19 protein-coding genes are annotated in these 24,153 nt (G+C 72.6%); 9 read left to right on the top strand and 10 right to left on the bottom strand.

All coding sequences use genetic code 11. From position 1 onward, the window contains the following. Positions 1-49: 49 nt before the first annotated feature. From dnaG to ACWD4O_RS13125, 4 genes are all read right to left on the bottom strand, one after another. A complete protein-coding gene (gene dnaG, locus ACWD4O_RS13140; protein ID WP_451279775.1) occupies positions 50-1,960 on the bottom strand; it encodes a DNA primase in 1,911 nt (636 codons plus the stop codon). 58 nt (positions 1,961-2,018) lie between these two features. Beyond that, on the bottom strand, positions 2,019-3,284 hold the full coding sequence (locus ACWD4O_RS13135) for an NAD(P)/FAD-dependent oxidoreductase (protein ID WP_451279774.1): 1,266 nt from the start codon (positions 3,282-3,284) through the stop codon (positions 2,019-2,021). A 166-nt stretch (positions 3,285-3,450) separates the two neighbouring features. After that, complete coding sequence (locus ACWD4O_RS13130) at positions 3,451-4,710, bottom strand: deoxyguanosinetriphosphate triphosphohydrolase (RefSeq protein WP_451279773.1); 1,260 nt, start codon at positions 4,708-4,710, stop codon at positions 3,451-3,453. A 58-nt stretch (positions 4,711-4,768) separates the two neighbouring features. Further along, positions 4,769-5,548, bottom strand: a complete 780-nt coding sequence (locus ACWD4O_RS13125; RefSeq protein WP_451279772.1) for a sirohydrochlorin chelatase — start codon at positions 5,546-5,548, stop codon at positions 4,769-4,771. A 235-nt stretch (positions 5,549-5,783) separates the two neighbouring features. On the opposite strand from ACWD4O_RS13125, the gene ACWD4O_RS13120 reads away from it, so the two are divergent. Then, positions 5,784-6,491: a SanA/YdcF family protein gene (locus tag ACWD4O_RS13120; protein ID WP_451279771.1), complete on the top strand. Its 708-nt coding sequence runs from the start codon at positions 5,784-5,786 to the stop codon at positions 6,489-6,491. 101 nt (positions 6,492-6,592) lie between these two features. Then, the gene (locus ACWD4O_RS13115) at positions 6,593-8,740 is read left to right on the top strand and encodes a molybdopterin oxidoreductase family protein (RefSeq protein WP_451279770.1); all 2,148 of its coding nucleotides are present in this window, start codon (positions 6,593-6,595) and stop codon (positions 8,738-8,740) included. A 54-nt stretch (positions 8,741-8,794) separates the two neighbouring features. On the opposite strand, the gene ACWD4O_RS13110 is transcribed toward ACWD4O_RS13115, so the two are convergent. Further along, entirely contained in the window at positions 8,795-9,541 is a 747-nt protein-coding gene (locus ACWD4O_RS13110; protein ID WP_451279769.1) for a TetR/AcrR family transcriptional regulator, read from the bottom strand. A 157-nt stretch (positions 9,542-9,698) separates the two neighbouring features. Between ACWD4O_RS13110 and ACWD4O_RS13105 the strand changes: the two genes are divergently transcribed. Beyond that, on the top strand, positions 9,699-11,225 hold the full coding sequence (locus tag ACWD4O_RS13105) for an MFS transporter (protein ID WP_451279768.1): 1,527 nt from the start codon (positions 9,699-9,701) through the stop codon (positions 11,223-11,225). 58 nt (positions 11,226-11,283) lie between these two features. Here the strand turns inward: ACWD4O_RS13105 and ACWD4O_RS13100 are convergent, their stop codons facing one another. The 3 genes from ACWD4O_RS13100 to ACWD4O_RS13090 form a co-directional block, all read right to left on the bottom strand. Then, complete coding sequence (locus ACWD4O_RS13100; protein ID WP_451279767.1) at positions 11,284-12,411, bottom strand: hypothetical protein; 1,128 nt, start codon at positions 12,409-12,411, stop codon at positions 11,284-11,286. Positions 12,412-12,476: 65 nt separating this feature from the next. After that, entirely contained in the window at positions 12,477-13,172 is a 696-nt protein-coding gene (locus tag ACWD4O_RS13095; protein ID WP_451279766.1) for a DUF6215 domain-containing protein, read from the bottom strand. A gap of 103 nt (positions 13,173-13,275) precedes the next feature. Further along, positions 13,276-14,922, bottom strand: a complete 1,647-nt coding sequence (locus tag ACWD4O_RS13090) for a M4 family metallopeptidase (protein ID WP_451279765.1) — start codon at positions 14,920-14,922, stop codon at positions 13,276-13,278. Positions 14,923-15,132: 210 nt separating this feature from the next. Here ACWD4O_RS13090 and ACWD4O_RS13085 point away from each other — a divergent pair, with 210 nt between their 5' ends. From ACWD4O_RS13085 to nirD, 6 genes are all read left to right on the top strand, one after another. Then, positions 15,133-15,585 carry a gamma-glutamylcyclotransferase family protein gene (locus ACWD4O_RS13085; RefSeq protein ID WP_451279764.1) on the top strand — a complete coding sequence of 151 codons (453 nt, stop codon included), beginning with the start codon at positions 15,133-15,135 and terminating at the stop codon, positions 15,583-15,585. A gap of 236 nt (positions 15,586-15,821) precedes the next feature. After that, positions 15,822-16,364: a hypothetical protein gene (locus ACWD4O_RS13080; protein WP_451279763.1), complete on the top strand. Its 543-nt coding sequence runs from the start codon at positions 15,822-15,824 to the stop codon at positions 16,362-16,364. 139 nt (positions 16,365-16,503) lie between these two features. Continuing rightward, the gene (locus ACWD4O_RS13075; RefSeq protein WP_451279762.1) at positions 16,504-17,124 is read left to right on the top strand and encodes a class F sortase; all 621 of its coding nucleotides are present in this window, start codon (positions 16,504-16,506) and stop codon (positions 17,122-17,124) included. 110 nt (positions 17,125-17,234) lie between these two features. Beyond that, positions 17,235-18,470 (top strand): NAD(P)/FAD-dependent oxidoreductase, encoded by a 1,236-nt coding sequence (locus ACWD4O_RS13070; RefSeq protein WP_451279761.1) that lies wholly within the window; start codon positions 17,235-17,237, stop codon positions 18,468-18,470. Then, complete coding sequence (gene nirB / locus ACWD4O_RS13065; RefSeq protein ID WP_451279760.1) at positions 18,470-21,067, top strand: nitrite reductase large subunit NirB; 2,598 nt, start codon at positions 18,470-18,472, stop codon at positions 21,065-21,067. Before ACWD4O_RS13070 ends, nirB begins: the two co-directional genes overlap by 1 nt. Further along, positions 21,064-21,414 (top strand): nitrite reductase small subunit NirD, encoded by a 351-nt coding sequence (gene nirD, locus ACWD4O_RS13060; RefSeq protein WP_451279759.1) that lies wholly within the window; start codon positions 21,064-21,066, stop codon positions 21,412-21,414. The genes nirB and nirD overlap by 4 nt, the downstream gene beginning before the upstream one ends. Positions 21,415-21,437: 23 nt before the next feature. On the opposite strand, the gene ACWD4O_RS13055 is transcribed toward nirD, so the two are convergent. Both ACWD4O_RS13055 and ACWD4O_RS13050 read right to left on the bottom strand, forming a co-directional pair. Further along, on the bottom strand, positions 21,438-22,940 hold the full coding sequence (locus ACWD4O_RS13055) for a HAMP domain-containing sensor histidine kinase (protein WP_451279758.1): 1,503 nt from the start codon (positions 22,938-22,940) through the stop codon (positions 21,438-21,440). Next, positions 22,937-24,004 (bottom strand): response regulator transcription factor, encoded by a 1,068-nt coding sequence (locus ACWD4O_RS13050; protein ID WP_451279757.1) that lies wholly within the window; start codon positions 24,002-24,004, stop codon positions 22,937-22,939. The genes ACWD4O_RS13055 and ACWD4O_RS13050 overlap by 4 nt, the downstream gene beginning before the upstream one ends. Between the last annotated feature and the right edge of the window lie 149 nt (positions 24,005-24,153).

Genomic DNA, 24,153 nt, shown 5'->3' with positions numbered 1-24,153 from the left:
CCACGAGGGGCGTGCGGTGACTTTTTGCGGCCGGTCCGTGACCACACGTTCAGAGAGCGGACGGGCCTTCGTGCTGGAGCGCCCTGTCGTACCTGGTCAGGATCATCATCTCGTTCTGGACGGCGGCCGCCTGGGCCGGGTCCAGGTGCCCGAGGCGGGTCAGCGTGGACTGCAGATCGGTGAGCCGGCGGTTCACGGCCCTGCGGCGGACGGTCACGAGCTGCTCGCCCGCGTAGTTCTCGTCGACCGTGCGGCGCATGATCGCCTCGACCGCGAGCTCCGTCACCATCGCGCGGACCGTGTCGTCGGGCGCGGTCTCGCGGACCCGTACGAGGTACTCGTGCCCGTCCTGCACGCCCCACTCGGCGCCGCCCGCGTCCAGGATCGCCTGGCGTACGGCCGCGTAGGGGGCGGCGGTGAATTCGTCCACGCCGTACGCGTCGAAGGCCGGAGCGACGAGTTCGGGGCGCTGGAGGGCGAGCTTGAGGAGTTCGCGCTCGGTGGCGTAGACGGCGTTGCGGAGGTTGAGGGCCGGGCCGCCCGCGACGGGCCGGGGGGCGGCGTCGTAGGGCTGCTGGGCGCCGCCCCCGGGCCCGCGGGCGGGCGCGGGGCCCTTGCCGCCGCGGTCGCGGGCCCAACGGGCCAGCTGGGCAACCCTTTTGACGACGAACTGGGTGTCCAGGATGCCGAGCATCCCGGCGAGCTGGACGGCGACCTCGTGCTGGGCGCCGCTGTTCTTGATGCGGGCGACGATGGGCGCGGCCTCGTCGAGCGCGCCGGCGCGGCCCGCCGGGGTGTCGAGGTCGTAGCGGACGACGATCTGGCGCAGCGCGAACTCGAAGAGCGGGGTGCGGGGTTCGACGAGGTCGGCGACCGCTTCGTCGCCCTTGGCGAGGCGCAGGTCGCAGGGGTCCATGTTGTCGGGGGCGATCGCGATGTACGTCTCGGCGGCGAACTTCTGGTCGTCCTCGAAGGCGCGCAGGGCCGCCTTCTGGCCGGCCGCGTCGCCGTCGAAGGTGAAGATGACGCGGGCGCTGCCGTTGTCCATCAGGAGCCGGCGGAGGATCTTGATGTGGTCGCCGCCGAAGGCCGTGCCGCAGGTCGCGATGGCGGTCGTCACCCCGGCGAGATGGCAGGCCATGACGTCGGTGTAGCCCTCGACTACGACCGCGCGGGACGACTTCGCGATGTCCTTCTTCGCCAGGTCGATGCCGTACAGCACCTGGGACTTCTTGTAGATCGCCGTGTCGGGGGTGTTGAGGTACTTGGGCCCGTTGTCGGCCTCGTAGAGCTTGCGCGCGCCGAAGCCGACGACCTCGCCGCCGATGTCGCGGATGGGCCACATCAGCCGGCCGCGGAAGCGGTCGATGGGGCCGCGGCGGCCCTCCTGGGCGAGCCCGGAGAGGAGGAGTTCCTTGTCGGTGAAGCCCTTGCCGCGCAGGAAGCGGGTGAGGTGGTCCCAGCCCTGGGGGCTGTAGCCGACGGAGAAGTGCTGGGCGGCGGCCTGGTCGAAGCCGCGCTCGGCGAGGAACATCCGGCCGGTGTCGGCCTCGGGGCCGGTGGCGAGCTGTTCCGCGTACCAGTCGGCGGCGATCTTGTGGGCCTCGACCAGCCGGATGCGCTCGCCGCGCTGGTGGGCGGGGTTGTAGCCGCCCTCCTCGTAGCGCAGGGTGATGCCGGCCTGGGCGGCGAGCCGCTCGACGGCCTCGGAGAAGGTGAGGTGGTCGACCTTCATCACGAACGTGATGGTGTCGCCGCCCTCCTGGCAGCCGAAGCAGTGGAAGAACCCCTTGCTGGGGCTGACCTGGAAGGACGGCGACTTCTCGTCGTGGAACGGACAGAGGCCCTTGAGGTTGCCGCCGCCCGCGTTGCGCAGCTGGAGGTACTCGGACACGACGGCGTCGATCGGAACCGCGTCCCGAACCGCCTTCACGTCCTCGTCGTTGATCCGCCCAGCCACAGAGTGATTCTACGGGGGTGGACCGACACTCCTGGGACGAGCCGACCCCTCGGCCGGGCTAGGAGACGAGACTTTCCAGGGGGACGTGCGGGTCGGCCAACGCCTCCGTGTTCACCGGGACCTTCGCAGTGATCAACTTCTGGATCGGCTCTGTGACGTCCCACACGTTCACGTTCATCCCGGCCAGCACCCGCCCCTCGTGCAGCCAGAACGCGATGAACTCCCGTTTGCCCGCGTCGCCCCGGATCACGACCTCGTCGTACGTCCCCGGCGGGGCCCAGCCGCTGTACTCCATGCCCAGGTCGTACTGGTCGGAGAAGAAGTAGGGCACCCGGTCGTAGACGACGTCCTTGCCGAGCATCGCGCGGGCGGCCGCCGGGCCGCCGTTCAGCGCGTTGGCCCAGTGCTCGACGCGCAGCCGGGTCTCGAACAGGCCGTGCGGGAAGGACGCGACGTCCCCGGCGGCGAAGATGTCGGGGTCGGATGTGCGCAGCTGCGCGTCCACGGCGATGCCCCCGCCGTAGGCGCGGTCGGCCATCTCCAGCCCCGCCGCCTCCGCGAGCGCGGTCCGCGGGGCCGCGCCGATCGCCGCGAGGACGTCGTGGGCCGGGTGCTCCTCGCCGTCGTCGGTGCGGGCGGCGAGGACCATGCCGTCCTGGCCGACGATCTCCGTGAGCCGGGCCCCGAAGTGGAAGCGGACGCCGTGCTCACGGTGCAGGTCGGCGAAGAGACCGCCCAGCTCCGGGCCGAGCACGCCGTGCAGCGGGGTCGCCGCCGGTTCGACGACGGTGACCTCCGCGCCGTACTCACGGGCCGCCGCCGCGATCTCCAGGCCGATCCAGCCGCCGCCGGCGATCACGATGTGGCCGTTGTCCCGGCCGAGGGCGGCCAGGACGCCCTTGAGGCGCTCGGCGTGCGCGAGCCGGCGCAGATGGTGCACGCCCGCGAGGTCGGTGCCGGGGATGTCCAGCCGGCGGGGCTCGGCGCCGGTGGCGAGGAGCAGCTTGTCGTAGTGGGCGAGCGTGCCGTCGTCACCGAAGCGGACCGTCTTCGCGGTGCGGTCGATCGCGTCGACGGTCTGGCCGAGGTGCAGCTCGACGTCGTTCTGCGCGTACCAGGCGGGCTCGTGCACGAAGACGCTCTCGCGGGTCTCCTTGCCGAGCAGGAAACCCTTGGAGAGGGGCGGTCGCACATAGGGGTGGTCGCGTTCGTCGCAGATCAGTATCACTCGGCCGGTGAAGCCCTCCGCCCTCAGCGTCTCGGCCGCCTTGGCGCCGGCCAGGCCTCCTCCGACGATGACGAATGTCTGATCCGCGTCGACCACGTGATGCCTCCTACCGGGGGGTCTGGGGATGTCCCCCAGAAAAACACTGTGCGAACCGCCACATGCGAGCGTCCCGCACGGAGCGTGATGGGGGAAGGGGGACGTGCCCGATCAAGGCTCGCCGAGGCGTGTTCGGGCCCGTTTGGGCGCACCGGGAGCGCCCCCGTCACCGTCTCGTGTGCCCGGTAAGGCGGGTGTGAAGCGAGCGGGCCGAGGCGTCGGTGAGGGAGGCGATCTGGTCGACGACGACGCGCTTGCGGGCGCGGTCGTCGGGGGCCTGGTCCAACAGCGAGCGGAACTGCGGGTCGAGGCCGTCGGGGGCGCGGACGGTGAGGGCCTCGGCGAGCTCGCTGATGACGATGCGCTGGTCGGCCCGCAGCCGCTCCTGTTCGACGCGCTGCATGACGTACCGGTCAGCGACCGCCTTGAGGACGGCGCACTCCAGCCGCGTCTCGTGCGGCACGACGAGTTCGGCGTCGTAGCGGGTGAGGGGGCCGGTGCCGTGTCGCGCGCGCGTGGCGCCCTCGGCGGCCAGGCAGAAGCGGCCGATGAGCTGGCTGGTGGTGTCCTTCAGCCGGGCCTGGGCCGTGGCCGTGCCGTCGTAGCCGTGCGGCCACCACTCCTCCTCCTGGAGGCGGTCGAGGGCGGCGGCGAGTTCGGCCGGATCGGTGTCGGCGGGCACATAGCGTCCGACGGCGACCCGGTAGATCTCCTGGCGTTCCGGTTCGGCGTGCAGGACGTTGGGGTCGATGTGGCCTGCGTGCAGGCCGTCCTCCACGTCGTGCACCGAGTACGCCACGTCGTCCGCCCAGTCCATGACCTGGGCCTCGAAGCACGTGCGCGTGCCGGGGGCCTCCTTGCGGAGCCAGTCGAAGACCGGCCGGTCGTCCTCGTAGACGCCGAACTTGGGGGACGCGGGGTCGCTGGGGTGGGCGCCGCGGGGCCACGGGTACTTGGTGGCGGCGTCGAGGGTGGCCCGGGTGAGGTTGAGGCCCACCGAGCCCTCGGGGGTGAAGCGCTTGGGCTCGATGCGGGTGAGCAGCCGCAGCGACTGGGCGTTGCCCTCGAAGCCGCCGCAGTCCTGGGCGAAGTCGTTGAGGGCCTGCTCGCCGTTGTGGCCGAAAGGGGGGTGACCGAGGTCGTGCGAGAGACAGGCCGCCTCGACCAGGTCCGCGTCGCAGCCGAGGGCCGCGCCCAGCTCCCGGCCGACCTGGGCGCACTCCAGGGAGTGGGTGAGGCGGGTGCGTGGGGTGGCGTCCCACACCTGGCTGCGTTCGCCCGGGGTGACGACCTGGGTCTTGCCAGCGAGCCTTCTCAGCGCCGAGGAGTGAAGGATGCGGGCGCGGTCGCGTTGGAAGGCGGTGCGGCCTGGACGCTTGTCGGGCTCCGCCGCCCAGCGTTCTGTTGACGGCTCGTCGTAGGGCATGACTCGACAGTAAGCGGCGCTGGTGACAATCGGGCACCAGGTGGGGTGCCGCGCCCCCTCAGGCGGCGTTGATCCCGGTCTCCATGGCGGCTGCCCGGTCGTAGCGGTGGAGGAGGAGGTCGGCCATCGCGGAGTGGGTGCCCAGGGGGGCCGAGGCGATCCAGGGGGCCGCTGCCGCGCACTCCGTCGCGAAGCGGCCGGGGGCGGTGAAGTACGAGGCGATCGCGATCCGGTCGCGGCCCCTCGCCGCCAGGGCGCGCAGCGCCGTCGGGATCGTCGGGGTCGCCGTGGTGGCGTAGGCCGGGATCACCGGGACGCCCAGGCTGCGGGCCAGGAGGTCGGCCGTGCGGCGGGTGTCCACCGCCGAGTCGGGGTCCCGGGAGCCCGCCGCCGCCAGGACCACCGCGCTCGTGCGGCGTTCCTCGTCCGTCATGTCCGGGTTCCAGCCGGCCTCGATCAGACGGGTGCGCAGGGTGTCCACCAGGAGCGGGTGCGGGCCCAGCGGTGCGGCCACGCGCGTGCGTACCCGGGCCGTCGCCGCCATCTCGGGGATGTCGCGCTTGACGTGGTAGCCGCGGGCGAGGAGGAGCGGGACCAGGACGGCGTCCGTGGTGCCGCGGGCGTCCAGGTCGGCCAGCGTGTCGGTCAGCAAAGGCTCGTTGAGCTCGATGTGGCCGAGGTGGACCGCGACGTCGGGGCGCTGCTCGCGGACCCGGTCCAGGAGCGTGCGGACGGTGCTCAGGGCGCGCGGGTCGCGGCTGCCGTGGGCGACGACGACCAGCGCGGGCGGGCCGGGACGCCGGCGGCCGGCGAGGTGGACGAGGCTTGGCTGGCTCATGCACCGATCCTGACGCGGCGACGTTGCACCCCCGTTGCCTGACCGTCACGAGTGTTTTCCGGGGGTTCACCGCCGGAGCGGGCGCGGTGTGAGGCGCGGGACACACGGCGAGGAAACGAGGGCGGGGAAACGAACCGGATCACCGTACCGCGCGTCCTCCCAGGTCGAAGGGGATCGATAGGGATCGAAGGGGATCGAAGGGATCGAGGGTGCTGTCGAACCGGGGGGACACCTCATGAACATCCGTCGGCTGCGACCGCGGCTGCGGCTGCCGCGCACCCGTGCCGGGCGGCGTCGGCTGGTGCAGGCCGTGATGGCCGGGTGTGTGCTCGCGCTGCTGCCGGCCACCTGGCTGTTCGTGTCGACGGCCGACCGGCTCGGCACGACCGCCGACGCGCCGCGCACCGAGGTCGCCGTCGTGTTCGGCGCCGGGCTGTGGGACGGCGAGCCGTCCCCGTATCTCGCGCACCGGCTGGACGCGGCGGTGAAGCTGTACCGGGAGGGCCGGATCAGGGTCGTCCTGGTGACGGGCGACAACAGCCGCGAGGAGTACGACGAGCCCGACGCCATGCGCGCCTATCTCACCGGGCACGGGGTGCCGGACGCGCGGATCGTCAGCGACTACGCCGGTTTCGACACCTGGGACTCCTGCGTCCGCGCCAAGAAGATCTTCGGCGTCGACCGGGCCGTCCTGATCAGCCAGGGCTTCCACATCCGGCGGGCCGTGGCCCTGTGTGAGGCGGCCGGGGTGGACTCGTACGGGGTCGGGGTCGACGCGAAGCATGACGTGACCTGGTACTACGGCGGGACCCGGGAGATCCTCGCGGCCGGCAAGGCGGCCCTGGACGCGGTGTTCGAGCCGGATCCGCGGTTCCTGGGGCCGAAGGAGCAGGGCGTGGCGCGGGCGCTCGCGGCGGACGGCGTGCCCGGTATCTCACCGTGAGCGGCGCCTCACCGCGTCGACCGGCCGTCGGGGAGGGCACGCCCACACCGCCGTAACAGGAGACCGCACGGCGCGTAACACGGCCGACGCACGCTGAGCGCATGCGGACCGCCTCGACGCCCACCCACTGCCCGTACTGCGCGTTGCAGTGCGGGATGGCCCTGTCGCCTCTGCCCACGGGGGGCGTCGAGGTGGTCGAGCGCACGGACTTCCCGGTGAACCGGGGCGCCCTGTGCGGCAAGGGGCGTACGGCTCCCGCGGTGCTGGCGCGGGGCGTGCGGCTGACTTCGCCCCTGGTGCGCTCCCCCGGCGGCGAGCTGGTGCCGGCCGGCTGGGACGAGGCGCTGGACCGGATCGCCGGGGAGCTGGGCCGTATCCGCACGGAGCACGGGCCGGACGCGCTCGGGGTGTTCGGCGGGGGCGGGCTGACGAACGAGAAGGCGTACACGCTCGGCAAGTTCGCGCGGGTCGTGCTCGGCACCTCGCAGATCGACTACAACGGCCGGTTCTGCATGTCGTCCGCCGCGGCGGCCGGCATCAAGGCGTTCGGGCTCGACCGGGGGCTGCCCTTCCCGCTGGAGGACATCCCGAGGACGGGGTGCGTGATCCTGGTCGGGTCCAACCTCGCCGAGACGATGCCGCCCGCGCTGCGGTTCTTCAACGAACTGCGGGAGAACGGCGGCACGTTGATCGTCATCGACCCGCGGCGCACGAAGACCGCCGAGCAGGCCGACCTGCACCTCGCGCCCCGCCCGGGGACGGATCTCGCCCTGGCGCTCGGCCTGTTGCACCTGATCGTCGCCGAGGGGCGGGTCGACGAGGAGTACGTGCGCGAGCGGACCGTCGGCTGGGAGGAGACGCGGGCGGCCGCGATGGCCCACTGGCCGGAGTACGTGGAGCGGATCACGGGGGTGTCCGTTCCTGAACTCCGGGAGACCGTGCGGCTGTTCTGCGAGCCGGAGGCGGCGATGGTGCTCACCGCGCGCGGGCCCGAGCAGCAGTCCAAGGGGACCGACACGGTCGGCGCGTGGATCAACCTGTGCCTGGCGACGGGCCGGGCCGGGCGGCCGCTGAGCGGCTACGGCTGTCTGACCGGGCAGGGCAACGGACAGGGCGGGCGCGAGCACGGCCAGAAGGCCGACCAGCTGCCCGGCTACCGCAAGCTGGACGACCCGGCGGCGCGAGCGCATGTGGCCGAGGTGTGGGGCGTCGACCCCGACTCGCTGCCCGGACCGGGCCGCAGCGCATACGAGCTGCTGGACGCGTTGGGGTCCGACATACGGTCGCTGCTGCTGATGGGGTCGAACCCGGTGGTGTCGGCCCCGCGCGCCGCGCACATCGAGGAGCGCATCAAGTCCCTCGACTTCCTCGCCGTCTGTGACGTCGTCCTGTCGGAGACGGCGGCCCTGGCGGACGTCGTCCTGCCGGTCACCCAGTGGGCGGAGGAGACGGGGACGACCACCAGCCTGGAGGGGCGGGTGCTGCTGCGGCAGCGGGCGATCACCGCTCCGGAGGGCGTGCGCAGCGACCTGGAGGTGCTGCACGAGCTGGCGGCGCGGCTGGGTGTCGAGAAGGGGTTCCCGGTCGAGCCCGAGGAGGTCTTCGAGGAGCTGCGGCGGGCCAGCGCGGGCGGCATCGCGGACTACTCCGGGATCAGCTACGAGCGGCTGGCGGAGGGGGCGGGCGAGGGCGTGTTCTGGCCCTGCCCGGCGGACGGGGACCGTTCGGCGGACGACGACCGTTCGGCCGACGAAGACCGTTCGGCGGCCGGAGACCGTCCGGTGCCGCCCGGCACGCCCCGGCTCTTCCTCGACCGGTTCGCCACGCCGGACGGCCGGGCCCGGTTCGTGCCGGTCTCGCACCGGCCGTCCGCCGAGGAGCCGGACGACGACTACCCCGTGCTGCTCACCACCGGGCGGGTCGTGGCGCAGTACCAGTCCGGCGCCCAGACCCGGCGCGTGGACGAGCTGAACGCCGCCGCGCCCGGCCCGTTCGTGGAGCTGCACCCCCGGCTGGCGGCGCGGCTCGGGGCGGCCGAGGGCGACCCGTTGGCCGTGACCTCCCGGCGCGGGCGGGCCGTCGCACCTGCCCGCATCACCACCGGAATCCGCCCGGACACCGTCTTCATGCCGTTCCACTGGCCGGGCGAGGGCCGCGCCAACACCCTGACCAACCCGGCCCTGGACCCGACCTCACGCATGCCGGAGTTCAAGGTGTGCGCGGTGCGGGTGGAGATGGCCAACCCGTAGGCCAACCCGTAGCACGAACCCGTAGGACGAACCCGTAGGACGAACCCGTGAGGCTCAGCGGGGCAGTCGTAGCGCCAGGCCGTCCAGGACGACGTCCAGGCCGTAGGCGAACTTGGCGTCGCGCAGGGCGACCGGGTCGGACACCGCGGCGGCGCCGGCCGCGTACCCCTCGGAGAGGTGGTCGTAGGGGGCGGCGGCCTGCCGGGCGGCGGGCATCAGGCGGGCGATGAAGTCGGCCTCGGTCTCGCCGGAGCGGGCGACCGTGGTGAGCCAGGCCGCCTCCGTGGTGCTCATGCCGATCACATACGACAGCACCGTGTCGATCGCGCCGCTCGGCTCGGGGAAGCCCGCCGCGGTGAACAGTGCCGCCAGCCGCTCCGAGAAGGCCATGAGGTTGGGGCCGAGGTAGGCGAGGCCGGCCTGGCCGAGGACCGAGGACAGCCAGGGGTGCCGTAGCGCCGTCGTACGGAACGAGCCCGCGGCCTCGGTGACGGCGGCCCGCCAGTCGGGCGTGTCGGCGGGCGGGACGTGGATCTCGCCGGCGACCTCGTCCACGGCCAGCTCCATCAGCTCGTCCTTGGTGGCGACGTGCCGGTAGAGGGAGGTCGCGCCGGCGTTCAGCCGGGCGCCCAGCTTGCGCATGCTCAGCGCCTCGATGCCGTCGGCGTCCAGCATCGTGATCGCCTCGCGGACGATCGCGGCCCTGCTCAGGGCGGGCTGGTCGGGCTCGCGCTGCTGCCGGGTCCAGACGGACGGGACGGGGTTCGGGTTCTTCGCCGGGTCCTTCGCCTTGGCGGCCACGGGCACTCCCACTCCTCGATGCGACGACGCGCGTACAACGTGCGCTTCCAGCGTACAGAGTTCGACACTTGCGCACACTGTTCCGCCGTGCGTACAGTGTGCGCATCGAAGGAACAGCGTTCGCAGGACAGCGTTCGCACACAACAGGGGAGAAACCATGGAAGCGCGTGCCGAGAACAGTGGGAGCGGGCGCGACCCCCGCCGCTGGTGGATCCTGGTCGTGCTGTGCCTGAGCACGGTGGTCCTGACGATCGACAGCATGGCGCTCACGGTCGCGGTCCCCTCGATGACCGAGGACCTCGGCGCCACCGCCCAGGACACGCAGTGGATCCTCGACTCCTACATCCTGGTCTTCGCGGGTCTCCTGCTCACCTCGGGCAGCCTCGGCGACCGCTTCGGCCGCCGGAAGGTGATGCTGATCGGCCTGGTGTTCTTCGGGGCGGCCTCACTCGCCGCGACGATCTGCACCAGCCCCGGCGAGGTGATCGCCGTGCGCACCGCGATGGGCGTCGGCGGGGCGCTGATCATGCCCTCCACCCTCTCGATCCTCATCACCGTCTTCGACGAGGACGAGCGCGGCAAGGCGATGGCGGCCTGGGGTTCGGTGTCGATGCTGGGGCTGGTCGGCAGCCCGGTCCTGGGCGGCGTCCTGATCGACCACTTCTCCTGGCACTCGATCTTCCTCATCAACGTCCCGGTCGTCGCCCTCGCCGTCGTCGCCGGTGTGCTGCTGATGCCGGAGTCCAAGGCGCCCTGGCAGAAGGCGGATCCGCTGGGCGCCGTGCTGTCCGCGGTCGGCATGACCGCGCTGGTCTGGTGGATCATCGAGATCCCGCAGCACGGCGCGTTCGGCGGCCGCTCCGCCGTCAGCCTCCTGGTCGCCGTCGTCGGCCTGGCCGGGTTCGTGATCTGGGAGAACGTCACCGCAGCGCCGATGGTCCCGCTGGTCCTGTTCAAGCACCGCAACTTCAGCGGCGGTTCGCTCTCGCTGGCCCTGGTCCAGATCGGCAACGGCGGTCTGCTGCTGGTCCTCACCCAGTATCTGCAGTTCGTCCTCGGCTACTCCCCCGTCAAGGCGGGCCTCGCCTTCCTGCCGCTGGCCATCGCCGCGCTGGTCGGCAACGGCGTGGGCGTCAAGCTGGCCGAGAAGATCGGCAACCGGTTCGTGATCCTGGCCGGCATGCTCGTGATGGTCGCCTGCTTCGCCCTGCTGACGACGGTCGACGCCGACTCGGGCTTCACCGTCCCGGCGATAGCCCTCGGGCTGCTCGGCCTCGGCGCGGGTCTGGCGATGCCCGCCGCCGTCGGCGCGCTGATGAGCACCATCCCCGCGGACAAGGCGGGCGTCGGCTCGGCCCTGAACGACACCATCCAGCAGGCCGGCACCGCCCTCGGCATCGCGATCCTCGGCTCCCTGCTGACCAGCGGCTTCGCCGCCGAGATGCCCGCCGACGCCCCTGCGGCGGCCCGGCAGTCGATCGGCGGGGCGCTGGCGGTGGTCGGCGAGGACGCCGGTCTGGTCCGGGCGGCCCGGGAGGCCTTCACCGCCTCGATGACGACGACCTTCACGGTCAGCGCGATCGGCGTCCTGGCCGCCGCCGTCCTGGCGACCCTGGTGATGCGCGACCGCAAGCCGCAGACGGCGGAGACGGCCCCGGCTCAGGAACCGGAGCTGGTCGCCTGACCGTCGCCCCGCAGTGACCGGAGGGCCGGTGCCGGAAGGCGCCGGCCCTCCCGCCGTCTCACTGCGCCGGACTGCGCCGCACGATCTTCCCCGCGCCGTCCGCCTCGAGCGAGGCCGCGCCGTCCGGGCCGGTCACGGTGACCCGGAGGGCGAGGGAGCCGGTGAGGTGGTCGGCGGTGAGCTGCCAGGTCCCCGGGGAGCCGGCTCCGAGGGTCTTCGTGGCCTCCCGGACCAGGGCGGGGATGCGGGCGTAGGGCAGGGCGTCCAGGTCGAACGCGGGGGTGGCGGTGCCGGCCGGGGCGAACACCACGGTCAGCAGCCGCTCCTGGACGACCACGGTGATCGCCCGCGCGGCGTTCTCGTCCTTGCCCTCGGTCAAGGCCTCGACCGCACGGCGCAGTTCGCCCTCGTCGAGCAGCGACTGGTCCGGCCCGACGGAGACCGTGCCGGACACCGACGTCGAGGTGACGGTTGTGGACGAGGACGAGGACGAAGAGGACGAAGAGGACGAAGAAGAGGAAGAGGAAGAAGAGGAAGAGGACTCGGACGAGGAACCGTCCGAGTCGAACAGGTCCGCGCGGAAGGGCAGGACGACGGCCGCCGCGCCGAGCAGCAGCGCGACGAAGAAGGCCGCGCCGAACGCCGGGCCCTGCGGCGGCCGTCGCACCAGGGCGGACTCGGGCGCGGAGTCGATGCGGGCGTCGGCCGCCCGGCGCCGCCACTCCGCCATCGGGTGCTTGACGAGCCGGGTCCGCCACGGGCGGTCCGGCCGGTACTCCACCACGCGGATGCCGCCCACCCGGTAGTCCGGGAGGTCCACCAGGTTGACCTCGTGGCTGGTCTTCACCCGGAACGCCGGTGCGTCGTCCGGCGCGACCGTGAGCTCGAACCGGATCGTCACCTCCCCGGCCTCGGCGGAACCCGCGCGCAGGCTCTCGATCATCGCGAGAGCCGTGTGCGGTTCGACGGCGGCCTCCCGGGCGCGTCTGGGCCCGCCCGCCACCCGGCCGACCACGCCGAACACCACGAGCAGCCCCAGGCCCGTGAGCAGCAGGGGGACGCTCTCGATGCCGACGCCGACGCCCAGCGCGGCCAGCGACGCCCCGGTCGCGGCGCCGGTCAGAAGGCCGCGCACGAGTGCGGCCGGGGTGCTGCGGGCAGGCGCCGTCGTGCTGATGGTCGTCATGCGGGCGATTGTGTCGTGTGCCCGTACGACATCAAGTGAGATCAGATGACATCAGGAAGAACTGATCATCCGGCCGTCCATCCCGGGACCGTCGGCAGCACCTGCTGCGCGACGCGGATCAGGGCCGCGTCGTCGGGCACCAGCTCGTCCTGACGCCAGATGGCTATCTCGTAGGAGCCGCCGCCGTCCTTGACGTCCGGGGCGACGAGCAGGCTGCGGGCGACGGAACCGGGGGCGGATTCGGACTTGCCGCCGCCGAGGTCGAAGCGGATGGCGATCGTCCGGCTCGAGTAGAGCACCGCGGGATGCCCGAGGATCGTCTTCTTCTCCGCGCCGTCCAGCAGGCCCTCGAGCTGGGCCAGCGGGAGGTCGTCGTAGGACCGCGAGAGCTTCACGGTGTAGGTGTCCAGCGTGACGGTCGCCTCGGGGACGATGCCGATCAGCGACGTGGTCGAGCCGGTGGTGCCCTGGCCCGTCCCGCGCGCCTGCTCCTGGGGCGTGCCGAGGAGTGTCGGCAGGTCGGCGCGGTTGAGCGCCGTGCACAGCTGCGACCCCGAGACGCGCTTCGCCGCCGCGGCCTCCTTGGCCTCCTTGCCGGCCTCGGCGTCGGCCGAGCAGGTCGCCGGCTTGGCGACGGCGTCGGCCGAGTTCTTCTGCATCACGAACAGCCCGCCCCCGATGACCCCGACGACGACCAGCGCCGCCGTCGCCTGGGCCCATGCGTTGGGCCCCTTCTCGGCCACGCCGACTTCTTCGCTCATGTCCCCCATTACCCCCGGTACCCCCTGGTCATCCTGCTCCCCCGGCGCGCGCCGGTCGTGCGCGCGCCGGGGGAGCTTAGCGGGTGATCCGGCCACGAGGAAGTCAATTCACGTTGACCGCGCTCCAGGCGGCCGCCACCGCGTTGTACTCGGCGCTGCCGCTGCCGTAGAGGTCCCTGGCGGCGTTGAGGGTGGCCGTCCGCGCGCCGGCGTAGTTCGTCGAGGACGTCATGTAGACGGTCAGGGCCCGGTACCAGATCGCGCCGAGCTTGTCGCGGCCGATGCCGGTGAGCGTGGCGCCGTTGTACGTCGGGGAGTTGTAGGTGACCCCGTTGATCGTCTTCGTGCCGCTGCCCTCCGCGAGGAGGTAGGCGAAGTGGTTGGCGACGCCCGAGGAGTAGTGGACGTCGAGGCCCGCGACCGAACTGCTCCAGTAGTCCGCGGAGTTGGCGTCCTTGCTCGGCTTGTCCATGTAGCGCAGGGCGTCCCGGCCGAAGCCGGAGCGGACGATCTTCTCGCCGATGAGGTAGTCGCCGGCGTCGGAGGCGTTGCCCGCGTAGAACTCGACCAGCGAGCCGAAGATGTCGGACGTGGCCTCGTTGAGGCCGCCGGACTCGCCCGAGTAGGTCAGGTTGGCCGTCTTCGACGTCACGCCGTGGGACATCTCATGGCCTGCCACGTCCAGCGCCACCAGCGGGCCGAGCTGTGTCGCGTTGCCGTCGCCGTAGGTCATGCAGAAACAGCTGTCGTCCCAGAAGGCGTTGGCGTAGTTGTTGCCGTAGTGGACCCGGTTGTAGGAGCCCTTGCCGTCGTTGCCGATGCCGTTGCGGCCGTGGACGTTCTTGTAGTAGTCCCACGTGACGTCGGTGCCGTACTGCGCGTCGACGGCGGCGGTGGAGCGGTCGGTCGCCGCTCCGGTGCCCCAGTGGTTGTCGGCGTCCGTGAACAGCGTCGCCGGGGCGCGGCTGATGCAGATGCCGAAGATGCACAGGTCGGTCTTGTTCTCCGCGTCGCCGGTGTACGTGTTGCCGCGCGTCGGGTCCTTGAGCTGGTACGTCGATCCGGAGAGGGTCGTCTGCAGCGGGACCGTGCCGCCGTACAGGGAGTTGCCGTCGCCGGTGGCCGTCTCGATGCTGTCCCAGGCGTCGATCTGAGCGCCGGTGCGGGCGTCGGTCAGCACCTCGCGGGCGACCGGGTTGCCGAGCGAGTCCAGGGCGACGACGTTCGTCCGCCAGGCCAGTTTCGGGGCGCCGTGCAGGGCGTCGACGACCAGCTGCGGCTTGGCCTTCACCTGCTTCAGCGGCTCGCCGAGGTTGACCGCGCGCAGGGCGTTCACGGCGACGTCGGCGGCCTTGGGGGCGGAGAGGGCGGGGGCGATGGTCGGCAGCGAGATCGCCGCGCCCGTCGCCCGGTTCGCGCTGCGGTACGTGCCGTCGGGGGCCAGATGGACCACGAAGTCGCCGCCGAGCACCGGGAGTTGGCGGTAGGTGCGGTCGTAGCGGACGTGCTGGGCGCCGCTCTTGTCGACGATCACGTCGCGCACGGACGTGCCCTGCAGCGAGGTGAGGCCCAGGGCCGCCGCGTGGTCGGCGAGGGCCTCCGCCGCGTTGTCGAGGGCGGTGGCCCGGGTCGGCCTGTCGGCCGCGTCCGCGACCGGGGAGAGTACGGCGGCCAGGAGCGTGGCCGTGGTGGCGGCGATGCCGGCGGTGGCGAGACGGGAACCTCGGACGTGCTGCCGTATCCGACTCATCAGTGTCTTCGGTCTCCTCGAGAAGGCGCCGTGGGGGGCGCGTGTGGGGGTGACTCGGGGGTGGCGCAAGGTGTGGTGCGGGGGTGTGGCGCTGAGTTCGTCCTGGCATTTAAGAGGCCATGACATGTCATGTCCATAGCGCCTACGCGAGGGACGAGTGAGGATCGGTCAGCATCGGTGAAGGGGGAGCGGAGGGGGAGAATCGTTTCCGTGAGCGCCCCTGAACTCCCCTTCTTCGTCTACGGCACCCTCCGCCCCGGCGAGGTCAACCACGACCTCTTCCTGCGCGGCAGGACCCTGCGCGAAGAGCCGGCCCGACTGCCGGGCGCGCTGCTGTACGACGGGCCGGGCTATCCGTACGCGGTCGAGGCGCCGGACGGGACGGGCGGGACCGTCGCCGGGGAGCTCGTCACCGCCCGCCCGGAGGCGTACGCCCGGCTGCTCGCCGAACTCGACCGGCTGGAGGAGTACGCGCCCGGCGACCCGCGCAACCTGTACGAGCGCGTCGAGTGCGAGGTGCTCCGCGAGGCGGTCCGCGGCGGCGGCCCGGCTTCCGAAGGACCCGTGCGCGCCTGGACGTACCTCGCCGCGCCCGTCGTCGCCGCCCGGCTGCGGACCCGGGGAAAGCTGATCGAGGGCGGGGACTGGCTCACCCGACGGTGAGCGGACGAGGCCGGATCACCCGTTCACACCCCCTGCGGACGCATTTCCGCGCCATCCGCGACAAAGCCGCCCGCACGCCGATGACCTGCCGAAACGCAGTCACCGACGGGCCCCTCCGGCACCCGTCTGACACCCATTCATCCCATTTCTGACGGACTCTCAGGAAGCGCGCTCGCCGCGCTGCGACTTACCTCGGAAGGGCAGGGACGCGACCGAAGAGCTCGTGAGGAGCACCGATGCGACGACGCACCGCCCGTACCGCCCGCCTGCTGACCGGTACCGCGCTCGCCGTCACCGCCGCGGCCGCACTCGCCGCGCCCGCCCACGCCGCCGGCACCACCGGCGTCGGCCGCCTGGACGTGTACCCGTCCACCGCGGTGCCGGGCGGGCAGGTCTCGGTGAACACGGCGGCGTGCGGGGACGGCGGGGCCGCGGCGGGCGACGCCGGGGCGGTGGGCGCCGGTCGCTTCCCGCTCGCGCCCACCACGCACGACGGCGAGGCGATCGGGCAGTTCCAGGTGCCGCCGAGCGCGCAGCCGGGGACGTACGAGATCGTCGCGGAGTGCGCCGCGGGCGGGCGGCGGATCACCGGGGACCTGGTGGTCGTGCTGGCCTCGGACCGGCAGGCGGTGCATCCGCGAGGAAGTGTGAAGACGGGGGTCGGCGGCGCACTGGGCCCCGACCCCGTACAGACCGCGGCCGGTGTGGCGGCTCTCGCCGTCGCCGCCGCGGGCGGTACCTGGCTCCTGCATCGCCGGGCGAGAGGCGACGGGATCTGACGGACACCCTCCGCTGTCCGTCCGCCGGTACCGCATGTCCCCTCCCCCTCCGGGTCCGACGCCCCTCGCGGCCCGGAGGGGGCACGGGGTTCCCGCTCACGGGCCGCCGGGCCCACCGCGTCCACGGGAGGTTCTTGGCATGCCCAGGGTCGGCAACTCCGCGATAGCCGCCGTCACGCTCGTCGCCCTGTGCTGCGGCGCATGGCTGCTGCGCAGCGGCGTCGAGACGCACGCCCCGCCGCAGCCGTCCGCCGCACAGGCGCATGCCGACCGGGACACCGAGGGGGCCGCGGCGCCCGCGCTGCCGCCCTCCCCGCCCGACCGCGTCCGCATCCCCGCGATCCACGTGGACGCCCCCCTCATGGGCCTGGCCCTGACCGCCGTCGGCAGCCTCGACGTCCCGCCGGCCGCGAAGAAGAACCTCGCCGGCTGGTACGAGGCCGGCACCACGCCCGGCGAGACGGGCACCGCGATCGTCGCCGGCCATGTCGACAACGCCGACGGACCCGCCGTCTTCTACGACCTGGGCGCCCTGCGCAAGGGCAGCGCCGTCGAGGTGGACCGGCGCGACGGAAGCGTGGCCGTGTTCACGGTGGACGCGGTAGAGGTGTATCGCGCAGACTCGTTTCCCGACGAGAAGGTCTACGGCCCCGCCGAGCGGCCCGAGCTGCGGGTGATCACCTGCGGCGGCGGATACTCACGGGCAACCGGTTACCAGGGCAACGTGGTGGTCTTCGCCCACCTCACGGGCGTCCGCTGACCTCCTGGGCGAACCCTCACACCTGCGCCCGGGCCCCGCTGAGGGCAGCGTTCCTCGCGGGAAACAACCGTGATGCCGCCGGGTAACGTCGGCATCGCACGCTCCTGGACATGACCTCGAATTCGCGTGTGGTGGTGCTCGGCGCCGGCCTCGCGGGCGTACGACTCGCCCGCCGGCTCGGCGAGCTGGGTGCGCCCGCGCTGCTCGTCGGCGAGGAGGAGCACCGGCCGTACAACCGGGTGCTGCTCGCCGAGGTGCTGGCCGGCCGGTACGCCCCCGAGGTGATCGCGCTGCCCGCGCCCGCCCTACTGGTGCGGGCCCGGGTCACCGGCATCGACCGCGACCGGCGGACCCTGGCCTGCGCGGACGGCTCGGAGATCGCATACGACACGCTCGTCCTGGCCACCGGCTCCAACCCGGTGCTGCCGCCGCTGCGCGGTCTGTTCACCCCGGACCACGTTCTCCCGGAGGGCGTCCACGCCTTCCGGACCATGGACGACTGCCTCGGACTGTCGAAGGCGGTGCGGCCGGGCGTGCGGGCGGTCGTCATCGGCGGCGGGCTCCTCGGGGTCTCCGCGGCCCGTGCGCTCGCGGTGCGCGGCGCACAGGTCGTCCTCGCCCAGCAGGCCGAGCGCCTCATGGAGCGCCAGCTCGACCCGAGCGCCTCCAAGCTGGTGCTGCGGCACCTCAAGGACCTCGGCGTCGAGGTGCACACCGAGTGCCGGGTGCGCGATGTGCGCTGCGTCGGCGGGGCCGTCCGCTCGGTGGAGATGGCCGACGGCTACACCCTGGGCGCCGACCTGGTGGTGCTGGCCTGCGGGGTCTCCCCGCGCGCCGGACTCGCCAAGGACGCCGGGATCGCCGTCCACAAGGGCGTCCTCGTGGACGACGAACTGCGCACGTCCGACCCGCACATCCGGGCGATCGGCGACTGTGCGCAGCACGACGGGACCGTGTACGGCCTCGCCGCCCCGGCGCTGGAACAGGCCGACGTGCTGGCCGAGCTGCTCGCCGGCGACGCGACCGCACGGTATGGCGGCACCCGCGCCCTCACCCGGCTCACCCTCGCCGGGAACAGCGCCTTCGACCCGGCCGGCAACAGCGCCTTCGACCTCGCCGCGTTCGGCGAGACGGAGCCGCGCCCCGGCGACGACGTCGTACAGCTCGCCGACGCCACCCGCGGCACCTACCGCAAGGTCGTCGTCCGCGACGACCGCCTGGTCGGCGGGGTTCTCGTCGGCGAACTCGGCACCGTCGGCGCGCTCGCGCGCGCCTGGGAGGGAGCAGAGCCGCTCCCCGACGACGGCCCCCTGCTCCACCTGCTCACCAACGACGGAGGCTCCTGATGACCGCCACCCTGGGGGCCACCCCCACGATCGTGCTCGTCGGCCACGGCATGGTCGGCCAGCGCTTCCTCGAAGCGCTCGCCGAGCGCGGCCTGACCGCCACGCACCGCGTGGTCGTCCTGTGCGAGGAGCCGCGCCCCGCGTACGACCGTGTCGCCCTCACCTCGTACTTCTCGGGCAGGACGCCCGAGGAACTGTCCATGACCGACATGGACTTCATCGCCGCGCACGGCATCGAGCTGTACGTCGGCGACCCGGCGGAGACGATCGACCGCGAGACGCGGAAGGTCACCGCCCGCTCCGGTCAGGTCTTCGAGTACGACACGCTCGTCCTCGCCACCGGCTCCTACCCCTTCGTGCCGCCCGTCCCGAACAAGGACGCCGAGGGCTGCTTCGTCTACCGGACGATCGAGGACCTCCTCGCCATCGAGGAGTACGCGAAGTCGCGCGCCACGACCGGCGCGGTGGTCGGCGGCGGTCTGCTGGGCCTGGAGGCCGCGGGCGCGCTGAAGGGTCTCGGACTCACCTCCCACATCGTGGAGTTCGCGCCCCGGCTGATGCCCGTCCAGGTCGACGCGGGCGGCGCCGCGGCCCTGCTGCGCACCATCGAGGACATGGGCCTGAGCGTCCACACCGGCGTCGGCACCCAGGAGATCGTGGTCGGCGAGGACGGCGCCGTCACCGGCATGAAGCTGTCCGACGGCTCCGAACTCGCCACCGACCTGGTGGTGTTCAGCGCGGGCGTCCGCCCCCGCGACCAGCTCGCCCGCGACTGCGGACTGACGGTCGGCGAGCGCGGCGGCATCGCGGTCGACGAGCAGTGCCGCACGGTCGCCGACCCGCAGGTGTTCGCGATCGGCGAGTGCGCGCTGGCCGCCGACGGCCGGGTGTACGGCCTGGTCGCCCCCGGCTACGAGCAGGCCGCCACCGCCGCCGCGACGATCGCCGCCGACGAGGCGTCTTTCACGGGCGCCGACCTCTCCACCAAGCTGAAGCTGCTCGGCGTGGACGTGGCGTCCTTCGGCGACGCGCACGGCACCGCCGAGGACTGCCTCGACGTCGTCTACTCCGACTCCCGCTCGGGCCTGTACAAGAAGCTGGTCATCGGCCGCGACGGCACGCTGCTCGGCGGCATCCTGGTCGGCGACGCGGAGGCCTACGGCACCCTGCGCGCGTTCACCGGCTCGGTCCCGCCCGTCTCCCCCGAGTCGCTGGTGCTGCCGGCCGGCGCCGGCGAGTCCGTCCAGCTCGGCCCGTCCGCGCTGCCGGACGAGGCGATCGTCTGCTCCTGCCACAACGTCAGCAAGGGCACGATCCGCGGCGCGGTGACGGAGCACTCCTGCACCACCGTGCCCGAGGTGAAGAAGTGCACCAAGGCCGGCACCGGCTGCGGTTCGTGTGTGAAGGTCCTCGGCCAGCTGGTCACCGCCGAGCTGGAGGCGAGCGGCGTCGAGGTCGACAAGGGCCTGTGCGGCTGCTTCGGCCAGACCCGCGAGGAGCTGTACGAGATCGTCCTCGCCCTGCGCATCAACACCTACCAGGAGCTCCTGGACCGCTACGGCCGCGACGGCGCCAAGGGCGGCGACGGCTGCGAGGTCTGCAAGCCGGCGGTCGGCTCGATCATCGCCTCCCTCGCCCCGACGATCGGCGCCAGCGGCTATGTCCTGGACGGCGAGCAGGCGGCCCTGCAGGACAGCAACGACCACTTCCTCGCCAACCTCCAGAAGAACGGCTCCTACTCGGTCGTCCCGCGCATCCCCGGCGGCGAGATCACCCCCGAGGGGCTGATCGTGATCGGCGAGATCGCCCGTGACTTCGGCCTCTACACAAAGATCACCGGCGGCCAGCGGATCGACATGTTCGGCGCACGGGTCGAGCAACTCCCCCTCATCTGGACGCGGTTGGTGGACGCCGGCTTCGAGTCCGGGCACGCCTACGGCAAGTCCCTGCGCACGGTGAAGTCCTGCGTCGGCCAGACCTGGTGCCGCTACGGCGTCCAGGACTCCGTCCGCATGGCGATCGACCTGGAGCTGCGCTACCGAGGGCTGCGCTCCCCGCACAAGCTCAAGTCGGCGGTCTCCGGGTGCGCCCGCGAGTGCGCCGAGGCCCAGTCGAAGGACTTCGGCATCATCGCCACCTCCAACGGCTGGAACCTCTACGTGGGGGGCAACGGCGGCGCGACCCCGCGCCACGCGGACCTGCTGGCCCAGGACCTCGACGACGCCGGGCTGATCAAGCTGATCGACCGGTTCCTGATGTTCTACATCCGCACCGCCGACCGCCTGGAGCGCACCTCGACCTGGCTGGAGCGCATCCCCGGCGGCCTGGACCACGTCCGGGACGTGGTCGTCGAGGACTCCCTCGGCATCTGCGAGGAGCTGGAGTCCCTGATGACCGCCCATGTGGCGCACTACGCCGACGAGTGGGCGACCACCATCAACGACCCCGAGAAGCTCGCCCGGTTCGTGTCCTTCGTCAACGCGCCGGACACCCCCGACCCGGTCGTCGGCTTCGTCCCCGAGCGCGACCAGATCAAGCCCGACCTGCCGCTGCTCACCATCGGCCACCGTCCCCTGGAAGGGAGCGCCCAGCGATGACCCTGGCACCCGAGACCACCGACCTGAAGGTCCAACTCCAGCTGGAAGACGACTGGTTCACGGTCTGCGACCTGAGCCGGCTCGTCCCCGGCCGGGGCGTGGCCGCGCTCCTGCCGGACGGCCGCCAGGTCGCCCTGTTCCGCGACCGCTCCGGCACCCTGTTCGCCGTCGACAACCGCGACCCCTTCGGCGGCGCGGCCGTCCTCTCCCGCGGCCTGACCGGCACCCACCAGGGCCGCCCCTTCGTCGCCTCCCCGCTCCTCAAGCAACGCTTCGACCTGCGGACCGGCGAATGCCTGGACGACGAGACGGTGCGCATCGCCACATACGAGGTACGCACGGCCTGACAGGGCTGTCCGTTCCGTGCCGGTCAGCGTGGGCCCGGGGCTGAGGTCTGCAGACGTCTCGCCTGGCGCTGCGCGGGGATGCCGTTGGCGCCGGGTCGGGCCGGCACCGCGGGGAGCCGGACCACCGCGTCGAGGCCGCCGCGCGGCGCCGACCGCAGGACCACCTCGCCGCCGCTCGCGTGGGCGAGGCGCTGCACCAGGGCGAGGCCCAGCCCGGTGCCGCCCTTGGGGGCGTCGGGGGCGCGCCAGAAGCGGTCGAAGGCGCGTCGGCGCTGCTCCTCGGTCATCCCGGGGCCCTCGTCCATGACGTGCAGCTCCACCCATGCCGGACCGGCCGGGCGGTGCGGGCCGCGATGCGGGAAACGGCGCTCGTGGGGCGTGTGGCAGCGCGGGTCGACGGAGACCGTGGAACCCGGCGGCGCCACGCGCAGGGCGTTGGACAGCAGGTTGTCGAGGATCTGCTCCACCGCCCCGGGCAGCGCCAGCACCTCGCCGTCGTAGTCCCCCGCCAGCGCCAGCCAGACCCCGTGCTGTTCGAACAGCGGCGTCCAGGCCCGGTGCCGTTCCGCGCACACCCGGCCCAGGTCGATCGTCTCGCGTTCGGCGGCGCTCTCGTCGAGCCGGGCCATCGCGAGCAGCCCCTCGACCATCCGGGCCAGCCGGTCGGTCTCGGTCAGCGCGGCTGTGAGCGAGCCGCGGGCGTTCAGGGCGATGTCGTTCTCGAGGTTCTCCAGCCGCAGCCGCAGCGCCGCGAGGGGCGTCTTCAGCTGGTGCGAGGCCTCACCGGCGAACGCCCGCTGGGAGGCCAGCAGATGTTCCAGCCGGGCGGCGGTGCGGTTGAAGGTGGCGGCGAGACTGCGCACCTCCGGCGGCCCGTTGGTGATCGCGACGGGCGTGGCGGCACCGCCGACGGCCAACTCATGGGTCGCGCGCTCCAGTTCGCGGATCGGCCGACCGGTCCAGCGGGCGATGACGAAGCCGAGGGCGGCGACCGCGGTGAGCGCCGCGAGTCCGCCGAGCGCCAGCAACAGCCAGACGTGGTGGACCCGTTCGGACACCATGCGGGTCGGCAGGGTGATCCGCACGGCCCCCTGTTCCTCGACGCCGTGCGCCACCGGGGTGGCCACCGCGAGGTACTGCACCCCGCCGATGGTGGAGGTGCGGACGTCCGCGGTGGCGGTCCCCTGCAGCGCGGCGGCGATCCCCGGCCAGGTGGCGAGGTCGCCCTCCTCGCGCTCGGTGAGCGGATGCGAGGAGGCCAGCAGCTTGCCGCCCTCGTCGACGATCAGCACCTTGCCGCCGATGCGTTCGGCGCAGTGCGCGGCCCGCGCGGGCAGATCCTGGGCCTCCCGGCCCGCCGAGATGGACAGGGAGGCGTACGCCGACACCGACTCGGCCTCGTCCTTCGCCAGGTTGATCACCCGGTCCCGCTCGCCCCGCGAGTACACATAGCCGAGCGGGATCTCCAGGCAGAGCAGCACCAGGGCGGCGAGCGTGAGGTAGCTGAGCAGCAGCCGACGGGTCATCGGTAGGCCGCCGAGGGCTGCTGGGGCTGGAAGCTGTCGAAGCTCTCGTAGGCCGAGTGGGGGTAGGAGCGCCGGGGTTCGTACGCCGAGGGCGGCTCCTCGTAGGCCAAGGGCTCCGGCTCGTACGCGGACTGGACGTACGTGGGCTGGGCGTACGCGGGCTGGGCGGGGGCGGCCTGGACGGGTGCGGCCTGGGCAGGCACCGCGGGCGCGGGGGGAGCGTAGGCCTGCTGCGCGCCGGGCGCGGAGGTGTGCACGGCCAGCCGGAAGCCCACTCCGCGCAGGGTCTGGATCCACGCCGGGTTGCCCAACTTCCGCCGCAGGGTCGCCACATGGACGTCCAGCGTCTTCGTCGGCCCCTGGTAGTGCGGGTCCCACACGCGGTCGAGGATCTGCTGCCGCGAGTACACGGCCCCGGGATCCTCGGTGAGCAGCGCGAGCAGTTCGAACTCCTTGGGCGTCAGCGTCACCGCCTCCTCCCCCACCCACACCTGCCGGGTCCGCCGGTCGACGACCAGAGGACCGACGGCGGCGGCTCCGGTGACCAGGGGGGCCTGCGGGGCCTGCGATGCCTGCGGTGCGGGCTCGGCCGGCGGCTGAGGTGCGGGCCGACCGGGCCGACCGGGCGCCGCCGCGCTCGCGAAGGCCTCGCCCCCGCCGAACGCATCGGCACCGCCGAACTCCCCTGCCTCCGCCCGCCGTTGGGTCCGCCGGGTCACCGCACGCACCCGCGCCACCAGCTCACGCATGCTGAACGGTTTCGCCAGGTAGTCGTCGGCACCCAGCTCCAGGCCCAGCACGCGGTCGGCCTCCTCGCCGCGCGCACTGAGGATGATGATGGGGACGTCGGAGGTCTGCCGGATGCCTCGGCAGACGTCGATGCCGTCGATGTCGGGCAACCCCAGGTCGAGCAGGACGACATCGACCTCGCCGTACGCCGCCGCCCTCAACCCCTCGTTGCCGGTGGCGATGTGATGCACCGTCAGCCCGAAGTTCCCAAGGCCCTCGACGAGCGGTTCGGCGATCGTCCGGTCGTCCTCGATGAGCAGGACTCGTACACCCATGCGTTCCCGTCTCTCCCGTGAACCGAATTCGCGTGTTCAGTGGAACTGACACGCTACAAGAACGGTCAGGAAACCGCCTACGCCTCCCGGACAATGTGAGCAGCCACTCAACTCCGGACGAAAACTGTCCCATTCTTGTCGGCGGTTTA

It is taken from the genome of Streptomyces sp. NPDC002623, from assembly GCF_053592635.1.
This window is presented reverse-complemented; position numbering and strand designations above follow the sequence as displayed.